Source organism: Staphylococcus sp. MI 10-1553, assembly GCF_010365305.1.
GTDB lineage: Bacteria > Bacillota > Bacilli > Staphylococcales > Staphylococcaceae > Staphylococcus.
This window is the reverse complement of record NZ_CP048279.1, coordinates 2,540,373-2,566,003: the sequence shown is the minus strand read 5'-3', so window position 1 is coordinate 2,566,003 and position 25,631 is coordinate 2,540,373. Positions and strand designations below refer to the sequence as shown.

The 25,631-nt window shown below is 35.7% G+C and carries 25 protein-coding genes; 21 read left to right on the top strand and 4 right to left on the bottom strand.

Annotated features, from left to right (window positions below):
- Positions 1 to 127 precede the first annotated feature (127 nt).
- Positions 128 to 1,180, top strand: coding sequence for an ATP-grasp domain-containing protein (locus tag GZH82_RS12125; protein WP_162682709.1), 1,053 nt, complete (start codon positions 128 to 130; stop codon positions 1,178 to 1,180).
- 417 nt (positions 1,181 to 1,597) lie between these two features.
- Entirely contained in the window at positions 1,598 to 2,806 is a 1,209-nt protein-coding gene (locus GZH82_RS12120) for an MFS transporter (RefSeq protein ID WP_162682708.1), read from the top strand.
- A 359-nt stretch (positions 2,807 to 3,165) separates the two neighbouring features.
- Here the strand turns inward: GZH82_RS12120 and folE2 are convergent, their stop codons facing one another.
- From folE2 to GZH82_RS12100, 4 genes are all read right to left on the bottom strand, one after another.
- Positions 3,166 to 4,044: a GTP cyclohydrolase FolE2 gene (gene folE2, locus GZH82_RS12115; RefSeq protein ID WP_162682707.1), complete on the bottom strand. Its 879-nt coding sequence runs from the start codon at positions 4,042 to 4,044 to the stop codon at positions 3,166 to 3,168.
- Positions 4,045 to 4,089: 45 nt separating this feature from the next.
- A complete protein-coding gene (gene bshB2 / locus GZH82_RS12110) occupies positions 4,090 to 4,767 on the bottom strand; it encodes a bacillithiol biosynthesis deacetylase BshB2 (protein ID WP_162683065.1) in 678 nt (225 codons plus the stop codon).
- 18 nt (positions 4,768 to 4,785) lie between these two features.
- Positions 4,786 to 5,145 (bottom strand): YojF family protein, encoded by a 360-nt coding sequence (locus GZH82_RS12105; protein ID WP_162682706.1) that lies wholly within the window; start codon positions 5,143 to 5,145, stop codon positions 4,786 to 4,788.
- Positions 5,146 to 5,224: 79 nt separating this feature from the next.
- A complete protein-coding gene (locus GZH82_RS12100) occupies positions 5,225 to 6,070 on the bottom strand; it encodes a MurR/RpiR family transcriptional regulator (RefSeq protein WP_162682705.1) in 846 nt (281 codons plus the stop codon).
- A 119-nt stretch (positions 6,071 to 6,189) separates the two neighbouring features.
- On the opposite strand from GZH82_RS12100, the gene GZH82_RS12095 reads away from it, so the two are divergent.
- The 19 genes from GZH82_RS12095 to GZH82_RS12010 all read left to right on the top strand — a co-directional run bounded on the left by GZH82_RS12095 (position 6,190) and on the right by GZH82_RS12010 (position 25,139).
- A complete protein-coding gene (locus GZH82_RS12095) occupies positions 6,190 to 7,728 on the top strand; it encodes a PTS transporter subunit EIIC (protein ID WP_162683064.1) in 1,539 nt (512 codons plus the stop codon).
- Positions 7,729 to 8,403, top strand: a complete 675-nt coding sequence (locus GZH82_RS12090) for an N-acetylmannosamine-6-phosphate 2-epimerase (protein ID WP_162682704.1) — start codon at positions 7,729 to 7,731, stop codon at positions 8,401 to 8,403. It abuts the gene before it with no gap.
- Positions 8,404 to 8,408: 5 nt separating this feature from the next.
- Positions 8,409 to 9,143, top strand: coding sequence for a glucosamine-6-phosphate deaminase (nagB, locus tag GZH82_RS12085; protein WP_162682703.1), 735 nt, complete (start codon positions 8,409 to 8,411; stop codon positions 9,141 to 9,143).
- Positions 9,144 to 9,239: 96 nt separating this feature from the next.
- A complete protein-coding gene (gene hxlA, locus GZH82_RS12080; RefSeq protein WP_162682702.1) occupies positions 9,240 to 9,878 on the top strand; it encodes a 3-hexulose-6-phosphate synthase in 639 nt (212 codons plus the stop codon).
- A 1-nt stretch (position 9,879) separates the two neighbouring features.
- Positions 9,880 to 10,428, top strand: a complete 549-nt coding sequence (gene hxlB, locus GZH82_RS12075) for a 6-phospho-3-hexuloisomerase (protein WP_162682701.1) — start codon at positions 9,880 to 9,882, stop codon at positions 10,426 to 10,428.
- A 565-nt stretch (positions 10,429 to 10,993) separates the two neighbouring features.
- Positions 10,994 to 11,275 (top strand): hypothetical protein, encoded by a 282-nt coding sequence (locus GZH82_RS12070; protein ID WP_162682700.1) that lies wholly within the window; start codon positions 10,994 to 10,996, stop codon positions 11,273 to 11,275.
- A gap of 566 nt (positions 11,276 to 11,841) precedes the next feature.
- The gene (locus GZH82_RS12065; protein ID WP_162682699.1) at positions 11,842 to 12,309 is read left to right on the top strand and encodes a stage II sporulation protein M; all 468 of its coding nucleotides are present in this window, start codon (positions 11,842 to 11,844) and stop codon (positions 12,307 to 12,309) included.
- 12 nt (positions 12,310 to 12,321) lie between these two features.
- Positions 12,322 to 13,050 carry a M48 family metallopeptidase gene (locus tag GZH82_RS12060; RefSeq protein ID WP_162682698.1) on the top strand — a complete coding sequence of 243 codons (729 nt, stop codon included), beginning with the start codon at positions 12,322 to 12,324 and terminating at the stop codon, positions 13,048 to 13,050.
- Between the two features lie 32 nt (positions 13,051 to 13,082).
- The gene (locus tag GZH82_RS13975) at positions 13,083 to 13,256 is read left to right on the top strand and encodes a hypothetical protein (protein WP_203232811.1); all 174 of its coding nucleotides are present in this window, start codon (positions 13,083 to 13,085) and stop codon (positions 13,254 to 13,256) included.
- 218 nt (positions 13,257 to 13,474) lie between these two features.
- A complete protein-coding gene (locus GZH82_RS12055) occupies positions 13,475 to 14,332 on the top strand; it encodes an oxidoreductase (protein WP_162682697.1) in 858 nt (285 codons plus the stop codon).
- A 1,130-nt stretch (positions 14,333 to 15,462) separates the two neighbouring features.
- Positions 15,463 to 15,636 (top strand): hypothetical protein, encoded by a 174-nt coding sequence (locus GZH82_RS12050; RefSeq protein ID WP_162682696.1) that lies wholly within the window; start codon positions 15,463 to 15,465, stop codon positions 15,634 to 15,636.
- A 64-nt stretch (positions 15,637 to 15,700) separates the two neighbouring features.
- A complete protein-coding gene (locus GZH82_RS12045; RefSeq protein WP_162682695.1) occupies positions 15,701 to 18,157 on the top strand; it encodes a class III lanthionine synthetase LanKC N-terminal domain-containing protein in 2,457 nt (818 codons plus the stop codon).
- A gap of 19 nt (positions 18,158 to 18,176) precedes the next feature.
- Positions 18,177 to 19,409, top strand: a complete 1,233-nt coding sequence (locus GZH82_RS12040; protein WP_162682694.1) for an MFS transporter — start codon at positions 18,177 to 18,179, stop codon at positions 19,407 to 19,409.
- Between the two features lie 5 nt (positions 19,410 to 19,414).
- On the top strand, positions 19,415 to 20,884 hold the full coding sequence (locus GZH82_RS12035) for an ATP-binding cassette domain-containing protein (RefSeq protein ID WP_162682693.1): 1,470 nt from the start codon (positions 19,415 to 19,417) through the stop codon (positions 20,882 to 20,884).
- A gap of 245 nt (positions 20,885 to 21,129) precedes the next feature.
- Positions 21,130 to 21,816: a 2,3-diphosphoglycerate-dependent phosphoglycerate mutase gene (locus GZH82_RS12030; protein ID WP_162682692.1), complete on the top strand. Its 687-nt coding sequence runs from the start codon at positions 21,130 to 21,132 to the stop codon at positions 21,814 to 21,816.
- Between the two features lie 225 nt (positions 21,817 to 22,041).
- The gene (locus GZH82_RS12025; protein ID WP_238989576.1) at positions 22,042 to 23,397 is read left to right on the top strand and encodes an AMP-binding protein; all 1,356 of its coding nucleotides are present in this window, start codon (positions 22,042 to 22,044) and stop codon (positions 23,395 to 23,397) included.
- Positions 23,394 to 24,539 carry a thiolase family protein gene (locus GZH82_RS12020; protein ID WP_162682691.1) on the top strand — a complete coding sequence of 382 codons (1,146 nt, stop codon included), beginning with the start codon at positions 23,394 to 23,396 and terminating at the stop codon, positions 24,537 to 24,539. The genes GZH82_RS12025 and GZH82_RS12020 overlap by 4 nt, the downstream gene beginning before the upstream one ends.
- On the top strand, positions 24,508 to 24,879 hold the full coding sequence (locus tag GZH82_RS12015) for a hypothetical protein (protein ID WP_162682690.1): 372 nt from the start codon (positions 24,508 to 24,510) through the stop codon (positions 24,877 to 24,879). The genes GZH82_RS12020 and GZH82_RS12015 overlap by 32 nt, the downstream gene beginning before the upstream one ends.
- Positions 24,879 to 25,139 (top strand): hypothetical protein, encoded by a 261-nt coding sequence (locus GZH82_RS12010; RefSeq protein ID WP_162682689.1) that lies wholly within the window; start codon positions 24,879 to 24,881, stop codon positions 25,137 to 25,139. Before GZH82_RS12015 ends, GZH82_RS12010 begins: the two co-directional genes overlap by 1 nt.
- Positions 25,140 to 25,631 lie beyond the last annotated feature (492 nt).

The following is a 25,631-nucleotide window of genomic DNA, read 5'->3' as shown; positions in this document are numbered from 1 at the left end:
GGCTTTCATGAGCTAAAAGAGGGAAAAGTAGTTAGAGAATATGGTTCCGAGACATTATTTAACATGTCTGCCATATCAGAACACATTCATTTGTTTGATGAGCTCTCTTCAACCTTTGAGGTGTGATATGTCTATAGTGATTATTGATCGTGAAGGTAAGTCTAGACATGATTATTTAAAATGGTTAAATGATTTCGACCAAGATGTGTATATCTTGGGCTATCTCGAAACGATAAATAGTTTTTCTTATGATAAGGCTGTAGGATTTCCCGAATTTGAGACTAACGGAAATGTTGAGCAGTTTATTTACGAATTAAATAAAATCGATCCTGTAACAAATGTTTTAGCTTTTGAAGAAGGGAGTATTATTCGAGCTGCTTGTATACGAAAAAATTTAGGAATAAAAGGTCAAACGCTTGAAGAAGCATTATTATTTAGAGATAAATATCTAATGCGGGAAAAACTTTCTAAGGAAGGTTTAAAAATGCCTAAATTTCGGAAAATAAATCATTTTATGGATATTGTGTCATTTTGTGAGCAATTCGGGTATCCTGTGATTTTAAAACCAAGAAAAAAATGGGCTTCAAAAGGTGTTATTAAAATTGAAAATAAAGATTCGTTGTCGGACATTCTTTCTAATGTTTCCCTAGATGATTACATGGTTGAAGAGTATGTGAGTGGACAGCTATATCATGTTGACGGATTTTTTAATGGTCAATCTATAGAGTTTTCTTGTTGTAGTATGTATGTCAAGAATTGCTTAGAAGCACTTGAAGAAGGTTTTGGTCTTGGCTCAATAATGCTTGATATTGATTCAAAAGAAGATAAGTTATTAAAAAAATATACTGTAGAGATTTTCAAAACATTTGAAGTTGACTATAATACGATTTTTCATGCAGAAGTATTTATTGATAAATCTGGCAATCCGATCCTTTGTGAGATTGGAAGTAGGCTTGTAGGGGGTGAATATACGAAAAATATTATTAAATTATTCTCAATTAATTTGGATGAATATTTGGTAAAAAGGGAGTTGGGTATTCCCTATAATATAGGAAATATTTCAAATGTTAGACTTTCTGGGAAAGTGTGGATACCAGCACAAAATGGGTATGTAAAAAATTTTTACAGCAAGTCGATTGATTGGTCGGAAACTATTACCGATATGTGGTTTGCTACTTAGGGTTTAGGATCGCATTTTTCATTTTGCAAAGTTCAACTAAACTATCAAGAATATAGTTGAATCTAGAGATTAAGAGTATTTAATTTTCAATAGAGACGAGGGAATTTAGTTGAACTGCTTGGTGAAGCTAGTTAGTAATACAAATATCTCCTTATTTCTTGAAAGGATCGAAACTTAACAAGTAATTTTGTAGATTCTTTCAAGAACTATTACAATTGAAGTATCTTGTAACCCCCATAATAGTAATGATATGCTGTAGTGATGCTTTTTATCAAAAGCCGAGAATACTCGTGACTTTAGTCATGAGAGGTTCAATGTAAAGTTACTATGGAATTAAATAGTGCTTTGTATAAATTATTATACCGATTAGATTTTGGTAATGGCTGACCTGACAAAAGATTAAATGAGGTAATATGGATGAAAAATAAGATTAAGAATGTAAGTTATCTTGTCACGAGTAAAGGGGTATCAAAAATCGGAGATATTGTGTTTGACTTCGCTAATAATACCTTTCTTGCTGGTCTTAATCCAACATCTCTATCGATGGTCGCAATTTACCAATCATTAGAAAGTGTGATAGGTGTTCTATTTAATTTGTTTGGTGGGGTAATTGCTGATAGCTTCAAGCGTAAAAAAATTATTATTGGAACGAATGTCTTATGTGGTATCGCTTGTATAGTTCTTTCGTTCATAACCCAAGAACAATGGTTGGTTTATGCGATAGTTATAACAAATGTATTCTTGGCTTTTATGAGTGCTTTTTCTGGACCGTCATATAAGGCATTTACGAAAGAAATTGTGAAGAAAGATTATATAACGAAACTAAATTCCTATTTGGAAACAACTAGTACAATTATAAAAGTAACGGTTCCCATGGTCGCAATTTTCTTATATGATATACTGGGCATACATGGTGTATTATTATTGAATGGATTCTCATTTCTAATTGCTGCGTCACTGATTTTCCTGATTGTCCCTGTTAATGAAGAGGTGTCAAGTAAGGAGAAGACGACAATAAGTGGAATCTTTGATGATTTAAAAATAGGATTCAGGTATGTTTATAGCCATAAGCCAATCTTGATGATTATCACTCTTTCTGCTCTTGTTAATTTTTTTCTAGCAGCTTATAATTTATTGTTACCTTATAGTAATCAAATGTTTGGAGAAATTTCGTCTGGACTTTATGGAACTTTTCTAACAGCGGAGGCAATTGGTGGGTTTGTTGGAGCGATATTAAGTGGTTTTATCAATAAATCCTTGTCAACCAAATGTTTAATGCTCTTTTTAGCATGTTCGGGTTTGATGTTAATGCTAGCGACTCCACTCTATTATATATTCCATAATATCATTATTCTAGCTCTTTCTCCAGCGCTATTTAGTTTATTTCTGTCCATTTTTAATATCCAATTTTTCTCTATTGTTCAAAAAGACGTAGATAATGAGTTTCTTGGTAGAGTCTTTGGAATCATCTTTACGGCAGCTATTCTTTTTATGCCGATTGGTACTGGATTTTTTTCAGTGGTATTAAATCCTAACAATACCTTTAATCTTTTTATTATTGGTGTAGCTATTACTATATTATCACTAGTATTTAGCGCGTTATTTAAACGGTATAATATGAGTTGACTGTTCTTTCTAAGCCTCCTGTTGGATGAATGCGTAAACAAATTCTAGCATCATACTTTAATAGTGGTTACTGTTTATCGCAGTAGCTGTCTGACTTCTCAATGCTTATGCTTTTGAGAAGTCTAGTTAGCCTTGCGTGGGCAGTACGATGAAATCTTTGTTGCACATGAGATTTCTGTACTGCTCCCAAAATCCAATTCAGCTTCTATCGAGTGTGCACTTCAATCAAGATGAATTGAGTTGAAGGTCCAACCTCTAGGGAAGCCGTGAGGGCAATCAGAATCCACAAATCGTAGGAACTGAGGGCTATTTGATTAAAATATATCAAGTCAAATAATCAAAATTTTTGTTCCATCCTATTATTTTCGATATTTCAATTTGGCAAATGCATCATGTTGGTGAATCGATTCTTCGTTACGACATTCAATATCAAAGCCTTCTAACCAAGAGACTTCGACTAAATCAGCCGCAATTAAACGAATTAAATCTTCCACAAAACGCGGATTTTCATAAGCACGTTCTGTCACGCGCTTTTCGTCCGGCCGTTTTAAAATCGGATACAACATTGAGCTTGCATTGGCTTCCATCGCATCTAAAATAACTTCCTTATAATCTTCTGGAAGTGTTGCCGTTTTATCGAGATACGTTTTCACTGTAATGATGCCACGTTGGTTATGCGCCGAATACTCACTGATTTCCTTTGAACAAGGACATAACGTTGTGACAGCTGCTTCAATTGTGATTTCTTTACGAGACACTGTATCATTTTCTAGCGCTAAACCATAAGTGACGTCTGCATTGCCCACAGCTTTCATTTGTGTAACAGGGCTATAGCGATTAAAGAACCACTTACCACTGACATCCACCCCGGCACTGTGTTGTTTCATGCGACTTTTCAATTGGTTTAATAATTGGGTTAATGTGTCAAACTCAAGACGAATACCATTATCATATTCTGCTTCTACAGATTCTAAAATACGGCTCATATTAATGCCTTTTTCGTCTTTATTCAGGCTTGTTGAAAAGCTAAAGTTTCCCGCGGTTTGGTATTGATCAATCCATACGGGGTACACGAGATTCTTAATTCCTACTTCTTCTATTTCAAACAAAAAATTCTTGTGTGTACTTTGAAGGTCGGCCATTTCATCTTTTGTTGTTGGTTTTGTTCCTTTAATAGGATCTACTGAACCAAAATGTTTCCAACGACCTTCACGTGTCGATAAATCGAATTCAATCATGTATCTTCCTCCACTAAAATGTCACATGCATGTGTAATACGTTATTTATTTAAATGAATAAGTCCAAAATGTTTCGGTTGTTAAAAAGTTTGCGGCATCTTTAGGCGCACCGGAAACGTCACCCTGCGGATTGGCAAGTTGCTCAAGGAAAGGCCCTGTTTGAGAACGATGTGCTTCAAATGCGGCATATTTACGGTCTTGATAAGCTGAAATGTCATTGACGATATCAGGTTCGCCCAATTGTTCAACGGCGTCATTACTAAATGCGACTAATTGAAGTCTTGGACGATGCGCAACATCCATACGACCAACAGTTCTCACGACCGCTTCTGCTGTTGCTTCATGATCAGGATGGACGGCATAACCGGGATAAAATGAAATAATCGTGGAAGGTTGTGTTTCATCGATGAGTGATTGCACCATCGCATCCATTTCTTCCACGGGTTCAAATTCCACAGTTTTATCACGCAAGCCCATTTTACGTAAATCTGTAATACCGATTGCTTTCATGGCGTCGTCGAGTTCACGTTCGCGAATGTCTGGCAGTGATTCACGTGTAGCGAAAGGTGGATTGCCGAGATTGCGTCCCATTTGACCGAGTGTAAGACATGCATATGTCACTGACACACCTTCATCAATATAACGTGCAAGGGTACCTGCAGAAGAAAATGTCTCATCGTCCGGATGTGGGAAGATGACAAGAATATGGCTTTCAGTTGTCATAATCATCATAACTCCTTTCTATGCTTTAAAAGGCTTGTGGCTCATTTCGAGTGCTGCCGCAAGTTGTCCTTCATAATTGAATCCTGCCAGTAAAAACATCCCATCTTCAGTCACTTCATAATGTGTTAAACCTTGAACGTACATCCAGCTATGTTCGCCAAGTTTCAGTCCTACACGGTAAGGGTCTTTATGTCCCCCTTTCAGTTGTGCATGTTGGTAAGTGACTTGGATATTTCTTAAAAAAGTACCTGCATTGAACACACGTTGATTAAAGTGGTTGGCATAAGCGCCATTTGTCGTTTCAACGTGCAGATAGACAGGTTGATTTGCGTATTCGTCGAGTAGTGCTTGTACGGTTTCTTCTGTAATCGGTTGCAAAAGATTCACTGCCTTCCTGATTATGGTTATCTATCTATTTTACTAAAAATGACTCGAAATTAATATAGCTCTGCTCAGTTTAATCTTGTAGACGGTGAAAATCATGCGTCGAATAAGTTGTAGGCGCTCTTTTAGCTAACAGTTGTTCATAACTCGACGTGAAATGGGCTAACCGTTCTTCATCTTGTAGTAAATGGTAGCTCAATAAATCAATAATAAAGTGATTGGCGAGTTGAGAGTTAATAAAGTAAGCATCATGCGTTTGATTGCGATCGGCGGTCATAATGATGCGATGGCAATGTTGTTCCAGTGCAGGTGTCCGAAAATGAGAAATGGCTATAACGGTCGCCCCGTTTTCACGACCGTGACTCAAACTATCCATAATTTCCTTCGTCGCACCACTATTCGTAAAAGCGACAATCGTTGTATTGCCATGACACATATGCCCGATGACTGTCATTAAATGCGCATCAGTAATGGCAAGGGTGTTGAAGCCCATTCGAGAAGTGCGAAAGTACAATTCTTGCGCACTTAATCCAGAACTCCCGATACCGATAAAAATGATTTTGTCACTATGTTGAATCGTATTGACGAGGTACATCAAGTCATCTTCAACGAGAAATTCTCCAGTGTGATCCATCATTGAGCGATAATGTTGATGCAAAATTTGAATGGAAGGACTATTGTGAATCGGTTCAGTTTGCAGTTCGTGTTGTATTGCGAAACGAAACGATTGGAAGCTGTCATAATTTAATTTATGTGCAAAGCGTGTAATACTAGAAGGTGACACACCAATCGCATCAGCTAAGTGATTAATTGCACCTAAGTTCGTATAATCATCAATCGATAAAATAAATTGAGCGATTTGTTGGTCTACTTTTGTGAAAAGATGTTGATTTTGTTGAATACGATTTTCAATTTTCATCGTCATCCTCCTTTTAAACTCAGTATATTTGAAAATAATTTCCAAAACAACGTATTTTGTTGACGAAAATTTTCTTAGTGATATATTGAGAGTGAACAGGGAGGAAGAGGATGACAAAATTGAATACATTATTTGATAAAGCACAGCAATTTGGCAAGTCATTCATGCTACCGATTGCGATTTTACCAGCAGCAGGATTGTTACTTGGCATAGGGGGCGCACTGAGTAATCCGAACTCTATTGAAGCGTATCCATTTTTAGACATCCCATTGTTGCAACATTTGTTTGTATTGATGCGGTCGGCTGGCAGTATTGTGTTTCAAAACTTATCGGTATTGTTTGCGATAGGTGTTGCAGTCGGCTTGGCCCGAGCAGATAAAGGCACTGCAGGTTTAGCTGCGATGTTGGGATTTTTAATTATGAACGCGACAATGAATGGACTCTTAACGATTACTAACCAAATGGCAGCACCTGATCAATTAGCGAAAGCTGGACAAGGTATGGTGTTAGGCATTCAAACTGTAGAAACAGGTGTGTTTGGTGGTATCATTGTCGGTATCATGACGGCAATGCTTCATAACAAGTACTACAAAATCACATTGCCACAGTTTTTAGGCTTTTTTGGTGGTTCACGTTTTATTCCAATTGTGACAGCATTCGCCTCTATTGTATTAGGGTTAGTGATGTTCTTTATTTGGCCGTTATTTCAACATATGATTATGGGAGCAGGTCAACTTGTGAAACAAACAGGCGTGATAGGTACGTTCCTATACGGTTTCATATTAAGAATGTTAGGGCCTTTCGGATTGCATCACATTTTTTATCTTCCATTTTGGCAAACCGCGCTCGGAGGGTCACTCGAATTGAACGGCAAGCTCATTCAAGGAACACAAAATATCTTTTTTGCTCAGTTAGGCGACCCAGCAACAACACATTATTATGAAGGTATTTCGCGTTACATGTCAGGTCGTTTTATTACGATGATGTTTGGACTACTTGGTGCGGCACTTGCGATATATCATACAGCAAAACCTGAACGTAAAAAGGTAGTAGGGGGCTTAATGTTATCTGCTGCTTTAACGTCTTTTTTAACAGGCATTACCGAGCCGTTAGAATTTAGCTTTTTATTTGTTGCGCCGTTACTTTATGTCGTTCATGCGTTATTAGATGGTTTGGCGTTTATGATGGCAGATATTTTTAACATCACGGTAGGCCAGACATTTAGCGGTGGTTTTATTGATTTTATCTTGTTTGGTGTTTTACAGGGCCAAGCGAAAACGAATTATTTATGGATTATTCCAATCGGTCTCGTCTGGTTCGCACTCTATTACGTCATTTTTAGAGTTTTAATTCAAATATTTAACTTTAAAACACCTGGGCGCGAAGATGAGGCAATGCAACAGAGTGTACAAACAAATGAGCGTGCGACAACCATTATTCAAGGTTTAGGTGGCCAAGATAATATCGAAATAGTCGATTGTTGTGCGACACGCCTTAGAGTCACGTTAAAAGATACACAAAAAGTAAAGGAAAGTTTGATTCAAAGCACTGACCCTAAAGGAATTATTACGAAAGGAAACGGCGTCCAAATTGTCTATGGACCTCATGTTTCGACCATTAAAAATGAAGTAGAAGAACAATTAGAAGGGAGTTATTAGATGAATTTATCACAAGGATTAATCGTATCTTGCCAAGCGTTACCAGATGAGCCACTCCATTCATCATTTATTATGGGGAAAATGGCGTTAGCTGCAAAACAAGGAGGCGCTGTTGGGATTAGAGCGAATACGAAAGAAGATATTTTAGCAATTAAAGAAGAGGTGGATTTGCCAGTCATCGGTATTGTGAAGCGGGACTACGACAACTCTTCCGTATTTATTACTGCGACACAAAAAGAAGTGGATGAACTCATTGAAAGTGGATGTGAAGTGATTGCGATGGATGCGACATTACGTGAACGTCCTGCTGAAGAGTTAGAAACTTTAGTGCAATACATCCGTAAAGAAGCACCCAATGTTGAAATTATGGCAGACATTGCGACGGTAGAAGAAGCGCAAAACGCCGAACGTCTCGGTTTTGACTATATCGGCACAACGTTACACGGCTATACTGAACAAACGACAGGCCAAGTGTTATATGCGAATGATTTTGCATTTTTAAAAGACATATTAGCGAGCGTATCTCAAAAAGTCATCGCTGAAGGCAACGTCATCACACCTGAAATGTTGAAAACTGTGATGGATTTAGGCGTGTATGCTGCAGTCGTCGGTGGTGCGATTACGAGACCGCGCGATATTACAAAACGTTTCGTGAAAATGATTGAGGAGGAATAATAGCGATGAAAATTATCAATTTAGGTAGTGAAGCGAACGCATCTTTTTACGTTGCGAGTGAATTATTTAAACAAATGTTGTACCAAAAAGACAGTCGTTTAGGGTTAGCGACGGGTGGCACAATGGTCAAAGTATACGACTATTTAGTGGAATTACTCCAAAAAAATCAACTCGACGTGTCTCAAGTGGAAACCTTTAATCTAGATGAATACGTCGGCTTAGCTTCTGATCATGAGGAAAGCTATTGCCAATATATGAAACATGTCTTATTTGGCGCTTATCCTCATTTTACTGCTGAAAATATTCACGTCCCAAATGGTGAAGCGTCAGATATTGAAGCGGAATCAAAGCGTTATGAGGCGTTATTAGAAGAAGGCGGTCCGTTAGATATTCAAATTTTAGGAATCGGTCAAAACGGTCATATCGGTTTTAATGAGCCGGGGACACCGTTTGAAAGTTTAACGCACTGTGTCAATTTGACCGAAAGTACGATTAAAGCGAACAGCCGCTATTTTGATTCGATTGATGATGTGCCAAAACATGCCATTTCAATGGGATTGAGCTCAATTATGAAAGCGAAACGTATTATTTTGTTAGCGTTTGGTGAGCAAAAACGTGAAGCGATTCGTCATTTAATGAGCCAAGAAGTGACTACGGATGTGCCAGCGACAATTTTACATCGTCACCCACATGTAGAAGTATTTGTGGATGATGCAGCAATGCCTGAAATTGACAAGTAAGCAGCGTTGAACTAGAAATCCGACATGTTTAATCTCTTTTAGAAAGGGTAATCCACCAACTGTGAGAGAAAAACATGACGGAGGATTGATTGAATCATGGAATTACAATTAGCCATTGATTTATTAAATAAAGAAGACGCAGCAGCACTTGCGAAAAAAGTAACGGACTATGTCGATATTGTTGAAATCGGAACACCTATCGTCATTAACGAAGGCTTGCCAGCTGTACAACATTTAAAAGAGAACGTAAAAGATGAAGACGTCAAAGTATTAGCTGACTTAAAAATTATGGACGCAGCAGACTATGAAGTGAGCCAAGCGGTAAAATTTGGCGCAGATGTTGTCACAATTTTAGGTGTGGCTGAAGATGCATCGATCAAAAATGCAGTGGAAGAAGCGCATAAGCACGGTAAAGAATTGCTTGTCGACTTAATTGCGGTACAAGATTTAGAAAAACGTGCGAAAGAAATCGATGCATTAGGTGCAGACTATATCGCAGTGCACATCGGTTACGACTTACAAGCTGAAGGGCAATCACCGTTAGAAAGTTTAAGAAAAGTAAAATCGGTTATTAAAAATGCTAAAATTGCTGTCGCTGGCGGTATTAAACCTGAAACAGTTAAAGAAGTTGCAGATGAAGGCCCTGATTTAATTATCGTCGGTGGCGGTATCGCAAATGCTGACGATCCACGTGAAGCGGCCAAACAAATCCGTGAAGCGATTGAAGGTAAGTAACATGGCCATTCAACAGCAGTTTGAACGGATTCGCCGTGAAATTGAACAGACGTTATCACAAGTGGATGACCAAGCTATAGCGCAATTCGAACAAGTTGTATCTGATGCAGAAGCAGTGTTTGTGACAGGTAAAGGACGCTCAGGTTTCGTTGCGAACGGTTTTGCGATGCGTTTGAATCAACTCGGTAAAAAGGCGCATGTCGTTGGAGAATCGACGACACCGTCCATTCAAAAAGGTGATGTGCTCGTTGTTATTTCGGGTTCAGGTTCGACAACACATTTAAAATTGTTAGCAGATAAAGCGAATGAAGTCGGTGCCACGATCGTGTTAGCCACGACTGTAGCGGATTCTAAGATAGGGGAATTAGCAGCAGTGACGCTTATCCTTCCAGCTGGCACGAAACATCAGGCTGAAGGTTCTGAACAACCGCTCGGCAGTTTGTTTGAACAAAGTGCACAATTGATGTTAGATGGTGTCGTGTTAGACTTCATGACCGCATGGGATGTCGATGAGACAACGATGCAAAACAATCATGCGAATTTAGAGTAGAATGATATGTTAAAAGAGCTAGTTTCTACAATAAGGATGTAGGTACTAGCTTTTTTGATTATGTGAGGAATTGAAAGGATAGCAATAGGTCGATTTAAGAACTAAAGAAGAAATATTTACGACTCGACGTTGGAAGTGGGGATAGGCGACTTTTCTGTTCTTTTAAGTGTTTCAACCATTTTAAACGGTATTTACATTTGCATAAATTTCAAACATCATAAATAAGTGATAAAAGGATGTTAGGTTAAAAATGAAGGATAAAAGATTATTCCTAGAAGCCTTATAAGTTCCTTGCTTTTAGCTTGAGTTAGTTATAAACAAATTAGAAAATGGAAGTATTAAAATGTTAGGACTTATTTATATACAGATATGGTCTGCAAAAATATCATTGTAAAACGCTTTTCATAATTAATCAACACTAATTTTTAAGAGTTCTACAAAATGCTGGTTATTGAATTAACTAATACACTTAAGTATACGTAACATCATAAAAAAGTTTGACAAAATTAAAAGTAATTAGTAATATAGTTTTATAAGTAATGTATTGTAAAAGTGGTTGGAGAATATGAATAATATCATTACATTAAAGACTTTTAACACAAAAGCTGCTGTTAAAGTTACTCTAGCAATTTTGACATTAACTTATTTTTCTCAAGTTTTTGGTGCAACAGAAATACTAAGTTTACTTAAAAACAGGGGTATTAACATCACACCAGGATTAGCAGAAGGACTTGCAGCAGCTAGTACAGTTGGTGATGTTAATTCTATACTTGCGGCAGCAGTAGGTGTTACTGTGGCTCCATGGATAGCAGTTGCTATCGCCGGTGTAAGTGCAGCAAGTTTATAACAAATTGCTTCGCAGAGGGATAATTCCCTCTGTTCTTATTTTCTAATAAGGGTGATATTTTTGGAAACTAAAAGAATTGCTTTTTCATTTCTACTTATATCTTCGTATATATTGATTGGCGTAGCAGTGATATATGAGGAAATTATATCTTCTAATATTGAGTTAAACTCAAAGGCAAAATTAATAATGTCTTTTACTTTATTTGTATTTTTAATACTAAGTTACACCTTCCCTAAATTAATGTATTTTATAATTATAAAATATATTTTTAAAATAGAATTTCTGAAAATATCATATTTATTATATGTATTGATACTCGGTTTTTTCCCCATTTATATAACTGCGTGTGTTAATTATTTTTTTGGTTATTCATTCGAGAATATTAAAACTCAATACTTTGATTCACCTATAACTTCAGTATTGAACCCTATTGATTTGTTTTCATTGTTTATTGTTGTTTACTTATTAAGGAAAGAAGTGAAGTTTAGTGTGAGGGATTCAATATTATTGTTTTTAGGATATATATTTGTTTTTATATTTTTAAATTTAGTCGCAGGTGTTTTTGTATGAATGTAAAAAAGCACTATACTATTTTATCTTTATACATATTTTTTTTATTATTAGGAATTATGTATAATCATTTTACAGATATTAATGATTATGTAAGAGTTTCAAATGAATGCTTTTTTAATTTTAATAAAGTCATACATTATGTTAAAAATAATGGGTTTGTATACTTATTGTTGTGTCTTGGTCTAATAACATACAGAGTTACTACGGTTATTAATATTATTGTTAACGGCTTCATGCTAGGCATGTACTTCATTCCAATGATACAAATTGGAGGATTTGCTTTTTTGCTTCACGGCATACCTGAATTGACAGCATTATATATTGGTGCCTATATAGGATTTTCAAGCATACAAGGTATTTTAGATGATAAAAAGAAATATTTAGTTATGTTTTTAATGGGCAATTTATTAATAGTTATTGCTGCGCTTATTGAAACTTATTTAACCCCACTTGTTTTTTAGGAGGCAATGGATATGAGATTCCTAGCGATTTTAATTTATATTTTAGTTGTTTTAATAAGGATTAATATTATAAAAACTCCTTATTTAGACGAAAATTCAAAAAGTTTAATTTTTATTTTCGCAACGATACTTATCCCAAATTTTATTATTAGACCAATCTTTAATAGTAGCAATAAAAATTTACTTCCTCTAAATTATAAAGAATTAGAAGAATCACTTACCTTACCAGAGGGAACGAAAATTTATACAAAAAAGTCAGTGATTAACAATGGGATATACGTAAAAGGTGGTTTTCATAAAAACAGTATAGTTATAAATCCAGAATTAATAAAAAAAGTTAATGTAGATGAATTACGATTTTTAATTCACCATGAAATTGCGCATATTAAAAATAATGATATAACTAAGAATCAATTTTATTTTGCATTAAGCTATGGAGTATTACCTATTTTATTGATTTTAATTTCAAGGGTTCTAGATTTTAAATCTATGAATCAGTTCATAATTTATATTGTACTTGCAGTTGTTATTTATTTTGGTGGCATTCTTTTATATTTTCTCCACAAAAGGCAAAGAGAATTAAAGTGTGATAGATATGCAAGTAATCACTCTAGTAGGGAGATAGGTGTGAGAGCGCTCATTACTTTAAAAAAATTAGGCATTTTAAAAGATACAAAGTTAGTTTTATTTGCTGATCATCCAAATTTAAATAAAAGAATAGAAAACCTTGAAAATATTTAAGTGTGATTGTCAGGCTTCATAGGAGGGTGTCAATGTTTTTAGTTGAATTGAAATGTAGTGATTGTAATAAAAAGTTAACAAAAGATGATGAAATTATGATTAAAACCAAAGTATCTGAACTTAAAGGTATAACAAACTTAAAGTCTTGGGCTACATTGCAAAAGATATATTGTAAGCGTTGTTATAACTCGAAAGAAAGCGTGTAGAAGAAAAGTGTGCTGTTGAGTTTCTGTGGTAAAAATATAACGCAACCGCTAGATTTATATAGATTAAAGACTGGGAAAACGCATCATGTCCCGGTCTTTTTGCGTATAAACACACAATCAACTCGCTTTACTTATAAATAAAAAAAGAATATATTGAGTTATATCTATAAAAGGATGAGATATGGTATTAAAACTTTACGATTGAAAGGATGAAAGAGATGAAAATAGCTATCATTGGGCCCGGTGCGGTAGGAACAGCAATTGCTTCAGCGTTGGATAATATAGATGTGACATTGTTAGGTAGACAAGATAAAGTCATGACCTTTGAAGAACGTGACACAGGTGAACGTAAAAGTATCCCTGTCAAAGCATTGTCATCTGCAACGACGCCGTTCGATGTCGTGTTTATTGCGGTAAAGACACATCAAATTGATACGATTTTACCACAACTGAAGACGATTACGCACGATCAATCGAAAGTGATATTAGCACAAAATGGTAGCGGTCTACTTTCTAAATTAGAGGGCTATGATGCCTATCAAGCTGTCGTATACATTAGTGGTGAAAAGCAAGGCGACAAGGTGAGACATGATAAAGATTACCGAATTCAGCTGATGAAAGATACGTTTACTGAACAACTTAAAACAGCCATTTCAACGACACAGCTCACTTTAGAACTTGAAGAAAATATTGAGAAGGCGATTTGGTTTAAATTGATTTTCAACCTTGGCATGAATACATTAACAGCATTGAGTCGAGACACAGCGCGCCTGTTAAAAGACGACAGAATGCTTGAATTATGTAAAAACTTGCTTAAGGAAGGTTTGCAAGTCGCCAATGCGGAAGGGATTACATACGAAGAGACGTTTGTAGATGATGTAATCGCAGCATATCGTATTTTCGCTGATGAAAGTGCGACAAGCATGTATTATGATACGATGAACGAACGCGTGACAGAAGTTGAAGCGATTCAAGGTTATATTTACAGACAAGGTCAAAAGCATCAACTTCACATTCCTAATATTGAAACGACATATACATTGTTGGCGCATCAAAATGAGGTCAGACAGCGATAGAATGAAAAAAACATGTGGTAGCAGCAGGGAGTAATGGCCCTGCGTTTTGTGTCTGGAATGGGGAATAACTTAATAGTGAAAATTTTTATAGACTCGATAATAGGCGTTACGTCCATTCGTAGTTACTTTAATCTTCTTATTTATCAATAATTTTTTTATTTTTCTTTGTGATTGAATTACGTCTATTATTTCAACCTATTTAATTTCTTTGTTAATGAATGTTGGTGAGAAATCTTATTCATTAACAATTACTAATTAAAGTTTATAACTGAGTAATAACCAAACTATTTAATGTTTAAGTTATTTTATTTTCATTAATGTTATTGTTAGTTTTAATGATTATTGAATTTTTTGAACTAAAGCTTAATATCTATATTTTGAGGTTCTAAAAAGTATAATAGGTTAGTTTGTCCTTGAGATTTTAACTAAATTACAATCGACCACTAACAACTCATAGCTATTAGACTGCGAATTTTGTGGTCGTTCTTCGAAGTTCATTCATTTACAGGTGTGTCCTATCGCTTTTAATGAAATTCGTTCAGTATTGAAATATTTTACGTAATGATTAATCATGTTCCTTGTTTTTACATCCGTCTTTTATCACCTATAAGCAGCTACTTTTCATGTGGTTCATATACATTCTATAGGTCATTATCAATGCACAATCATGAGAGATAATATGTAAAGTATATGTGATATTTGTTTGTCAATGTGTTAAATATATCAGAATGTAATGCATCTCTTTATCACTGAGGAAAATCGTTCCTTTTGTTTCTTTGTGCGACATACCTGTAAACGCTGTTAATTACTATATCATTGTTGTTCTTAATACTGATTTCATAACTTATTATTTTATAAGTATTTAAGTCATTGTTAGCATTCAAATATAAGTGTTCGCCTATTATCTACACGCTATTTTTTCGGTGTAAAGATGGCGGAGGTCATATAACAAAATGTTGAATTACATAGTATAGCATCATGGAATTGGTGGTGCGAGAAGGCAAATAGTCAAATAATGTTTATCCTCCCACTTAATTTATAATAGTGTTTTATAAGTTAGAAGCGACATATGATACTATGTTTTTGAAAAAGCTAATTCTATGTTGCTCTACAAAAAAAATAAGAAATAAATGAAAGAGTATTTACAGTATTATGAAATATGTGTATTATGTAATTATATAATGAAGGAAAGGGTGTTTATGATGAAAGCAATTCTTGAACTTGCAAAACTACCAAAAGAAGAACTCGTTTCCAATGTTCGTATGGCTAGATCTACTAAGTGTCCTGTTAAGACTCAAAGATAATTATAGGTAAAAAGAATCATTACTAAAAAGTAATGGTTCTTTTTACTAGATTAAGGTGATTATAATGATTAAAAGGAATTTAACGATAAAAGAATTTTGTGTTGAACTCCCTATAAATAAAGTGCAGGTTCACTACGATGAGAATTTTAAGTATATTTCGTTCCCTGAAAACGAGTCACCACGTCAAGGGTGGAAAATACATATTTCATTTACATTAGAAACATGCCAAGAAATTTTGAGGATAGTTAGTGCTTTTTGTGTTTGTAATGAAATAGGTTTTAAATATGTATTTAACAAAAGCATACTAAGAAATTTTATTTCATCTGATGGTCACCCAACTAGTATTGGGAAGTTTATTACGATATATCCTAAAAATAAGAAAGAGTTTAGATTTATTGTAGAATCTCTTTATGAGAAATTAATGGATTTTAGAGGTCCGTATATATATTCAGATAAGAGGTTTAAGGAATCTATTATTTATTATAGATATGGTGTTATTAATTCTAAAAGTGATTATTTAATAACTCCAGATAATAGCATGATATCAGATAATAGGGAGTATTTTGAGGTGCCTTATTTTGAAAGTGATCCTTTTGAAAATCTTGGTTATAGTGAAAAAGAAATTAACCATTTAATTAGTAAAACTATATTTCCATACAAGATATTAAGAGAATCCGCTTCTGGAAATGTTTATTTAGCTAATTACAGAAGTAAAAGACATATTTTGAAAGAAGGAAGAAGTTTAATTTTAGGAGCTCATGGAACTGCTATTAAAGATATTCAAAATGAAGAGGCTGTTTTAAATATTCTTGAGTCTATAGATGAAACACCTAAATTGGTGAAATCATTTTTTGAATGGGAAAATTATTACATTCTTCAAACTTATATAGAAGGGAAAACTTTTTATGAAGTAAGGAGCGACTTTGATTTTTGGAAGAGTAAAAACAACAATTTAGAAAAAATTATTAAAAGCACCATAGAAATAGTAAAAAAAATTCATCATAAAGGTATAGTTATAAATGATTTTAATGATACAAATTTTATTGTTAAAAAGAATTTTAAAGTTTGTATTTGTGATTTTGGTTCTTCGTACCTTATTAGCGAAAAAAAGTTTAGTGATAATGTTTATGGAAGCACTGAAAGTTACTATGATTATAGGATTAATGATATGTCACCATTTTTGTCAGACTTTCATAAACTAGGCTATTTGCTTATGGAGTTGATTTTTCCATCAAACAGATTAAATAAGTTTAGTCAACATCCCGATTTGATACTTAAGCAATTTAATAAATATTGTATTGATAATAATATAAATAGAAGAGTGTTTAGAATAATAGAAATGTTGATTAACCAACCTAAAAGATTTTTGTATGAAATAGATGACATTTTGGACAGTTTTGTTGATAAACAAGTTTTATTATCTGAAAAAGTAATGAATAATCAAATTAGTATTAAAAGTATAATTCAAGATAGTCGTTATATTAACCTTCTTAAAACATATGAAAGAAATAAAACTGAAATAGAAAATGTAAAGCTAATTCACGACAAAAAATTTAGAGAAATTATTCTATTTTTAGGTACAAAAAATAGTAGTTTAGAACTGTTTAAGAATAACGAAAAAAACGAGGATATTAACGAATTTGATGTATTTCAAAACTTTAATTTTGATTTTTTGGTCAATGAAAATTCAAAGAAAAAATTCATTGATACCATAGAAGGTAATTATGCTAGAATTTCTAATTGGATTCGAAACTCTAAAGATTATACTGTGAATTCTGGCATAATAGGCTTTATATTAATTTTGTTAAGTTGTGAAGATAAAAGCAATAAAGATATAGTTGAAAAGTATGTTAAGATTACAGAAGAAAGTTTAAACGCATATGAATTAAATTATAAAGATGGAGAATATATTGGAATTGAAGCCGGATATTTAGGAATAGCGCTATTTTACAGCATTTTATACAAAAGAGATAATAAAATGAGACATTTAATGAATGCATTAAAAATGCTTGATGATATTAAAAATTTTTTTGTAGGGAATGAATACGACGGTGAGGTTGCGATGCCTTTGAAAATTAGTGGCAATATTGCTAGTCCATATTTGAATGACGGAATTTCAGGCTATCTATATGTAGCATGTATACTTTCGAATAATCAGAATATTCCTGCATGTTTTAAAAAGAAAATCCTGAATGATTTCATTTTACCATATTATGATACATTGACTAGTAATTCTTGGGCGAAAAATCCAGGATTAACTAACGGACTAACTGGTATTGCCTATGTTTCTTTTTTGATTTATATAGTAACAAAAAAGAAAGAGTTTTTGTTACAAAGTACTCGAATTTTATATAATGTACTTAGCTTTGTTATTAATGAAAACAATGAATATTACTTGCCGGATTTTGACAATGATGAAGTAAGTTTAAGTATTTGCAAAGGTACAGCAGGATTTATTTTTGTTATTCATGAAATAGATTCATATTTTGAGGTACAGGCCCATGAATATTTTGAGAAGTAATAGAAATTTTAGGTTTTTTATGGCATCGAATGCGTTAAGTGCAATCGGTGGGGTGTTGTTTAATTTAGTATTTATTGTTTATGCGCAAAATATGGAAAACGCCAAGCTTGCCATCAGTGCGATTGTCATTGTGTCAACGATTCCTATGATAGGAGACTTTTTATTAGGCTATTTTTCAGATAGAACGGTGCATAAATATCGCATGTTTCTGATGAATAAATTAGTGCAAATGCTCATCTACTTGATGTTTGCATTTTTGATGTCTTTTGAAACGAATTGGATCATTTTTGGATGTTTACTCCTTTTAAACTTCGTCTCGGATTTGATTTCTTCATACAATGTTTATTTGGAAATCCCTATTGTGAAGCATCTTGTAATGGCAGAAAGCTTAACGGATGCACGGGCGCTCGATAATGGGCTACATCATACGGTAGGGTTACTAGGAAAGTTATTTGGAGCGAGTCTGATTGTACTGTTGAATTATAATTTTTCGTTGCTCAGCTTACTGAATGCACTGATGTTTTTACTATCATTTTATATTTTGTGGTGTAACCGACAACAATTCAAATTAGCGATACCTTCAAAAAATCATTATGAGGGAGAACGTTTGGATGTTAAAACGATTGGGCAAGACAGCTATAAAAATTTAAAAACGCTCTTTAAATACAAACAAATTTTTCATTTTGCGATGATTTTTGCATTGATGAATTTAATCAGTTCTGCGCAAGAAGGTTTGTTACTCCTTTCATATTCGGAAAATGAGGCGCTGTTATTTTTTAACTTCACTTTTACATTAACGCTGTATACGACTTCTGAAGCGTTAGGCATGATTGTAGGTTCAATGTTTCCTTTTAAGGCGTTAAGGAAGACATCGATTGAAGCGAATCTGATTTTTGAAATTGCGTTGACTGTATTGATTATTTTTAATTTACTGTTGATTGAAGAGCGCTATTCATTACTCATATTACTGTTTTTATCAGGTTATTTTATGGGGATTTCTAACCCTAGAATTGATGCTTTTATTATGCAAACGTTACCTGACAAAGTACTCTCGTCAGTGACAAGCATTTTTTATACAATTGTACAGCTCACAATCCCGATAGGCACTTTTGTCTTTCTCACACTGTCCAATGTTTTTTCAATCAAGCTTGCATGGTTGATGTTGTCCGTAGTTGGCGTGGGGCTACTCATTTACGCCTTTATGTTAGCTCGTCAATATCATACACAACCAGAAAAGCATAGTGAGGGGTGAGAGTGATGGGACATATTCGAATTAAAAATTTATCTTTTAAGTATACAGATGCTATTTTCACAGATCTCAATTTAAACATCGATGACAGTTGGAAATTAGGACTCATTGGACGTAATGGTCGAGGCAAAACGACATTTTTGAAATTGTTATTAAACCAACTCGAATATGAAGGACAAATCGATACATCAGTGACTTTTAAATATTTTCCGGCATATCCAGAGCATCAACAATATGGGACTGTGGAGGAGATGTTGCTTGAACGGAATCCAACAATAGAACCTTGGCGTATTTATAAAGAGTTTTCGTTAATCGGTTTGGATACGGCACTGTTGTATCGTGATTTTGATACGTTAAGCGGTGGTGAGCAAGTGCGCGTGTTGCTTGTAGAGTTGTTTTTAGAAGACCATAGCTTTGCGCTGATTGATGAGCCGACGAATAATTTAGATATTGAAGGCCGAAAAGTGGTTCAGCGGTATTTGGATAAAAAGAAAGGTTACATTCTCGTTAGTCACGATCGTCAATTTTTGGACCACACCGTAGAATATATTTTAGCGATTAACAAAAATAATATCGAGTTGATTAAAGGCAATCTTAAAACTTGGGAAACTGAAAAAGCGCATGCAGATCAACTGACACAAGAGAAAAACGACACTTTGAAGAAGGAAATTAAAAGATTAGATCAAGTGTCGAAAAGTTTGAAATCTTGGGGTGCATCGAGAGAAAATAGTTCCAAAGATTCATTTGATAAGGCACGTGCAGCGAAACTGATGAAGCGCTCTAAAGCTGTAGTAAAAAGGAATGAAAAGAAAATTGAGGAAAAGCAAGCCTTAATTGATAATGTCGAAAAAATAGAAACGATTCAATTAGATGTCGATATCGTTAGAAAACAGGTGTTATCACTCAGAAATTTTTCAATATTAATGGATGGCAAACCATTATTTAAACCGATCACTGTAACGTTGTTGCCATCAGAGATATTATTTATTATAGGTGAAAATGGCGTGGGGAAATCAACGTTATTCAATTTTATACAACATCCGGAACAGTACGATATTGTTGGAGAATATGAGACTCATTTACCTGAAAAGACGTCGGTGGTCGATCAAAAATATGTGTATCAAGATGACTACAATCAATGGTTTCAACATTTGCCACAACCCCAAAAGGAGAAATTTCTACATTTACTTTATCAATTAGGGGTCGATAAGAAAAAATTCACGGCAAGACAAACGGAAGGCTGGAGTGATGGCGAAAAGAAAAAAGTGTTGATCGCCCATTCGCTAATTCAGCAAAACAGTTTGTTGATGTGGGATGAAGTGACTAATTATTTAGACTTTTATGTTGTGGACCAACTGATTGATATGTTGGCAAACGCACGACCGACCATGATTGCGATTGATCATAATGCACATTTTGTGGAAACACTCGCTTCTAAAACGGTTCAATTGGTGCGTGATGAAGGGATTGGAATATAGAAATTTTTAGCCTCAATCCATTCATAGATTGATGACATATTAATGATTTTAAAGCAGGTAGTAAATGACTCAATATATTCAAATTTTATCAAGTTGGAATCATGAAAAAGAATGAAAAACTTGTTATAATCAATTTATAAAATAAAGTAAGCGCGTTTGTTGGTACAATATGAGTACGTGGACGTCTTTTTTTGATCAACAAATGTTGCGACACTGGCGTTCACGATATAGAAAGAAGGTCAAACATGCCAAAACTGATTTTATGTAGACACGGACAAAGCGTCTGGAATGCTGAAAACTTATTTACAGGATGGGCAGACGTCGATTTATCTGAACAAGGTCACAACGAGGCAATCACTTCAGGAAAAAAATTGAAAGAACAAGAAATTCATATTGATATTGCATTTACCTCATTATTGAAGCGTGCGATTAAGACCACGTTTCATTTATTAAATGAGTCTGATCAACTCTATGTACCCGTTGTCAAATCATGGCGTTTGAACGAACGTCATTACGGCGGTTTACAAGGATTAAATAAAGATGAAGCACGTCAGCAATTTGGCGAAGAACAAGTCCATATTTGGAGACGCTCTTACGATACACCGCCTCCAGCACAAGATGAAGCACAACGCAAGAGTTACTTGAAAGATCGCAAATACGAATTATTAGATAGACGTGTGATGCCTGAATCTGAAAGTTTGAAAGATACTCTAGTACGTGTCATCCCATATTGGAACGATCAAATTTCTCAAGAACTATTAGCCGGTAAAACAGTACTTGTCGCTGCACATGGGAACTCTTTACGTGCTTTGATTAAGTATTTAGAAGGCGTATCAGATGAAGCTATCGTCGGCTATGAAATTAAAACAGGCGCACCACTGATTTACGAACTGTCAGATGATTTAAAAGTCATTGATAAATATTATTTATAAAAACTGTATTATTTTAAAGGCTGGGCATATCACGATGACCCGGCCTTTTCATATGGAAAGGCACGAATCTTTGTCAGTTATCATTGCATTGAATTTGGTATGATGAGTTGGCACAGCATATGAATTATAATCATACTAAGGAGACACAAAAAAATAAGTTCACATATGTGGAAAGCGAGCGCTATGTTAAAATAAAGCAAAACTGTAAAAGTAGTGTGATGGAGTTTGGAATTATTAAAGCGACTTGAAACATATGCAGCAGAGAGGCCGGAACATATTGCGATATGGATGGACGATGTGACGCTCACCTATGAAACATTATGGCAACATGTGCAAAAGGAAAGTGAAATGTTACCCACAAATATGGCGTATCAAAATGTCATGTTGACCCATACTCAAACGGCGAGCTTTATCGTGGCATATTTAGCGGTCCTCGTACGTCAAGGTGTGCCGTGTGTACTCGGGCCACAATGGTCAACGGAACAACGGGATGCGCTCATTAAGTTACACCGTGTGCCTTATGTATGGGGGGATGAAGGGTTGAGGTCTACTTCATATGAACCCTCACATAAAGCGCCAACGATTCCGCACTTATTACATATTGGATTTACGTCAGGCACGACAGGTTTACCGAAAGGCTTTATGAGAGATTTACCATCATGGATTGCTTCATTTAAGGTGAATGATACGTTGCTAGATGCCTCTACACAGACGTATATGGCGCTCGGTCCGTATGCCCATTCGTTAACGTTGTATGTAATGATTTATGCATTATGGCATGGCAAAACGTTTATCGGGCAAGATCGCTATCATATGGCAAAAGGTTTGTCTTATATTGCAGAACTACAACAAACGTGCGCATTATTTCTCGTGCCTACAATGGTGTACGATGGTATCCATTTAGGACAACATTCACAGTGGGTGCGTCATATTTTTATTTCAGGGGACAAGTTATCATCAAGTCGTCACATACAACTTAAAACAGTGTTTCCAGAAAGTAAGATTGATGAGTTTTTTGGCACTTCGGAAGCGAGCTTTATTAGTGTCAATCGTAATCAAACTGCACCACTCGATTCTGTGGGGCGCTTATTTCCAAATGTGACGGTGACTTTGAGAGAGCAAGACGATGCTGGTATAGGACAATTGTTTGTGAAAAGCCCGATGACATTTTCAGGTTATCTCGGTGAGGACGCCATTGATGAATGGATAGCGACAGGCGATTTTGCCCGTATCGAGAAGGATGTGTTGTATTTACAAGGGCGTGTACAAGACCGTCTCATTATTGGTGGGAAGAATGTGTATCCTGCCGTGATTGAACAACACCTCAAGCAATGGCCCGAAATTGTAGATGCGGTCATCGTACGACGTCCACACGACAAGCTAGGTGAGTTAGCGATTGCCCTTTATATTGGTCCGGAGCAGTTGGATGTTCAAGCGGTTCGGAACTGGCTGTTATCACGTGTATCGAGATATGAAATACCTTCAAAATTCATTCGCGTCGCATCATTGCCATATACTGCGAGTGGGAAAGTTTCAAGAAAAATGGCACAAACTTGCTATGAAAGGGGCGATTTTCAATGACGAAAGCAGTCATTGTTGCAGCAAAACGGACGCCAATTGGAGTGTCTGGTGGCCAACTTCAAAAATGGGAGCCTGAACATTTACTGAAACCCTTATTCGAACATTTTGAAGCGACATTGCCTTGCGCGCTCAATGATTTGGATGATGTCATTCTCGGAAATATTGTCGGTAAAGGGGGCAATATTGCGCGAAAAAGTTTGCTAGAGGCAGGGATAGATGTGTCTGTCCCAGGGCTCACGATTGATCGTCAGTGTGGTTCGGGTCTTGAAGCGATTCATTTGGCGAGTCGATTCGTTGAAAGTGGTGCGGGAGACTTTTATATTGCAGGGGGTGTCGAAAGTACGAGTCGTGCGCCTTGGAAAATGGAAAAGCCGACATCATTGTACCCAACAACACCTCCGACATTTTATGACCGAGCCCCATTTGCGCCAGCAGGTCAAGATCCGAGTATGATTGAAGCGGCAGACAACGTGGCAGAACAGTATGGTGTGTCACGTGAAGACCAAGATCGTTTTGCAGTTCAAAGTCATCAACGTGCGAGTGAAGCGATTGCGACCGGTGTGATGTCAGCTGAAATATTGCCATTAATGGTGAAAGGTCAGCAGATGACAGAAGATGAAAGCGTCAAACCGCAGATTCAGTATGAGCGGATTGCACGATTAAAGCCATTACGTGAAGGTGGGACAGTGACGGTCGGTAATTGTTGTCTCAAACACGACGGCGCTTGTTTAGTTGTGGTCATGTCTGAACAAAAAGCACGCGAACTTGGTATGTCGGAAGGTCTGATGTTTGTGGATTATGCGATTGAAGGAGTGGATCCGCATGTATTAGGTATCGGTCCTGTACCTGCAGTACATCGCATTTTAGAACGACAACAACTGACCATAGACCAAATTGATGCCGTAGAATTGAATGAAGCATTTAGTGCGCAAGTGTTAGCGTCTGCACGTGCGTTGAACATTCAAGAGACACAATTGAATCGTTACGGTGGTGCGATTGCGATCGGCCATCCGTATAGTGCGAGTGGTGCGATTTTAGTGACACGGCTGTTTTATATGAAAGAAGTACAAAACATGATTGCGACAATGGGCATTGGAGGAGGCATGGGGAATGCAGCACTATTTGAACGTTGGCGACCGTGAAGTCAAAGGTTACTGTTTTGACGAAAAAGAAGTGCATCGTTATCAGCAATTTTTTAATATGCCACAGACGACCACCGTCCCTTTATTGATGACTGCACGGGTATGGTCACTTTTTTCGTTATTTCGATCGTTTAAAGAGACGGCAATTCAACTTGTAGCTACAGAAATTGAAGCACATCATCCTTTAAAAGTAGGGGCGCGTTATCACGTGACGATGGCAGTGTTAAAAGTCCGACAAATCAAATCATTTCAACGTTATCAAATGGCATTATCATTCGAGCAAGACGAAAGATGTCATTGTCGAATCATCCAAACTTTTGTTAATCGGAGGGACACCTAATGCAATTTTCATCCGCAGAGGTCCAAACTTATCTCGCGCTTGTTCATGATACGAATCCGATTCATACCGAGATTGTTCCAGGTCAACTCGTCGTGCAACGGATATGTGTCGAAGCGGCAGTTGAACCTATCGCCGTACGTTATAAAAATCCAATTGTTGTCGATGAACAGATTACTTGGCATGACCACGACCACATGCAAATCAAAGTGATAGGGGCTGACGAGCAGTTGAAACTCGTGATAGATGTGGGTGAAGTGTAGCGTACTTTGCAATAGATCGTGTGTATCGTGAAGTTATACCAATGAATAAAAATAGCGATGAACCGTGTTAGTGTTATAGAAGCGGTTTCATCGCTTTTTGAATGCCTATTCTTATGTGACTTCTGTTACTTTTTCGTTCTTGATCTGCTAAGTTTTTATTGTAATGAGGGTTTGACCTCTTTTATAGGAAGAAGAATGAAAATTTTGTAAAAAGTAAGTAGTCGAAAGAAGTGTTTGTGGGTAAACAAACTACTTTCGTAAAGGAAAACTATTAGTAGTAGAGATACCCCACATGGATGAAAGACTTGAACATTTTAAAGAAAAATCGAAATATTCTGCTTATTACAATTTGAAGATGTGGTAATATATGAATAAGGGTAGATACACTTTTTGGGAGGTGATTCATATGATTACACTTTTAGATTTACAACGCCTACAAATTAAATCGGAGACGTTTGACTATTTTGAGGCTAGTTGTACCTCATGCGGAGC

What these genes read in the sequence shown, in the direction of transcription:
- GZH82_RS12125 (WP_162682709.1), top strand. Translation starts at nt 128, where the DNA reads ATGTCTATAGTGATTATTGATCGTGAAGGTAAGTCTAGACATGATTAT.
- GZH82_RS12120 (WP_162682708.1), top strand. Translation starts at nt 1,598, where the DNA reads ATGAAAAATAAGATTAAGAATGTAAGTTATCTTGTCACGAGTAAAGGG.
- folE2 (WP_162682707.1), bottom strand. Translation starts at nt 4,044, where the DNA reads ATGATTGAATTCGATTTATCGACACGTGAAGGTCGTTGGAAACATTTT.
- bshB2 (WP_162683065.1), bottom strand. Translation starts at nt 4,767, where the DNA reads ATGACAACTGAAAGCCATATTCTTGTCATCTTCCCACATCCGGACGAT.
- GZH82_RS12100 (WP_162682705.1), bottom strand. Translation starts at nt 6,070, where the DNA reads ATGAAAATTGAAAATCGTATTCAACAAAATCAACATCTTTTCACAAAA.
- GZH82_RS12090 (WP_162682704.1), top strand. Translation starts at nt 7,729, where the DNA reads ATGAATTTATCACAAGGATTAATCGTATCTTGCCAAGCGTTACCAGAT.
- nagB (WP_162682703.1), top strand. Translation starts at nt 8,409, where the DNA reads ATGAAAATTATCAATTTAGGTAGTGAAGCGAACGCATCTTTTTACGTT.
- hxlA (WP_162682702.1), top strand. Translation starts at nt 9,240, where the DNA reads ATGGAATTACAATTAGCCATTGATTTATTAAATAAAGAAGACGCAGCA.
- hxlB (WP_162682701.1), top strand. Translation starts at nt 9,880, where the DNA reads ATGGCCATTCAACAGCAGTTTGAACGGATTCGCCGTGAAATTGAACAG.
- GZH82_RS12070 (WP_162682700.1), top strand. Translation starts at nt 10,994, where the DNA reads ATGAATAATATCATTACATTAAAGACTTTTAACACAAAAGCTGCTGTT.
- GZH82_RS12065 (WP_162682699.1), top strand. Translation starts at nt 11,842, where the DNA reads ATGAATGTAAAAAAGCACTATACTATTTTATCTTTATACATATTTTTT.
- GZH82_RS12060 (WP_162682698.1), top strand. Translation starts at nt 12,322, where the DNA reads ATGAGATTCCTAGCGATTTTAATTTATATTTTAGTTGTTTTAATAAGG.
- GZH82_RS13975 (WP_203232811.1), top strand. Translation starts at nt 13,083, where the DNA reads ATGTTTTTAGTTGAATTGAAATGTAGTGATTGTAATAAAAAGTTAACA.
- GZH82_RS12055 (WP_162682697.1), top strand. Translation starts at nt 13,475, where the DNA reads ATGAAAATAGCTATCATTGGGCCCGGTGCGGTAGGAACAGCAATTGCT.
- GZH82_RS12050 (WP_162682696.1), top strand. Translation starts at nt 15,463, where the DNA reads ATGAAAGAGTATTTACAGTATTATGAAATATGTGTATTATGTAATTAT.
- GZH82_RS12045 (WP_162682695.1), top strand. Translation starts at nt 15,701, where the DNA reads ATGATTAAAAGGAATTTAACGATAAAAGAATTTTGTGTTGAACTCCCT.
- GZH82_RS12040 (WP_162682694.1), top strand. Translation starts at nt 18,177, where the DNA reads ATGGCATCGAATGCGTTAAGTGCAATCGGTGGGGTGTTGTTTAATTTA.
- GZH82_RS12035 (WP_162682693.1), top strand. Translation starts at nt 19,415, where the DNA reads ATGGGACATATTCGAATTAAAAATTTATCTTTTAAGTATACAGATGCT.
- GZH82_RS12030 (WP_162682692.1), top strand. Translation starts at nt 21,130, where the DNA reads ATGCCAAAACTGATTTTATGTAGACACGGACAAAGCGTCTGGAATGCT.
- GZH82_RS12020 (WP_162682691.1), top strand. Translation starts at nt 23,394, where the DNA reads ATGACGAAAGCAGTCATTGTTGCAGCAAAACGGACGCCAATTGGAGTG.
- GZH82_RS12015 (WP_162682690.1), top strand. Translation starts at nt 24,508, where the DNA reads ATGCAGCACTATTTGAACGTTGGCGACCGTGAAGTCAAAGGTTACTGT.
- GZH82_RS12010 (WP_162682689.1), top strand. Translation starts at nt 24,879, where the DNA reads ATGCAATTTTCATCCGCAGAGGTCCAAACTTATCTCGCGCTTGTTCAT.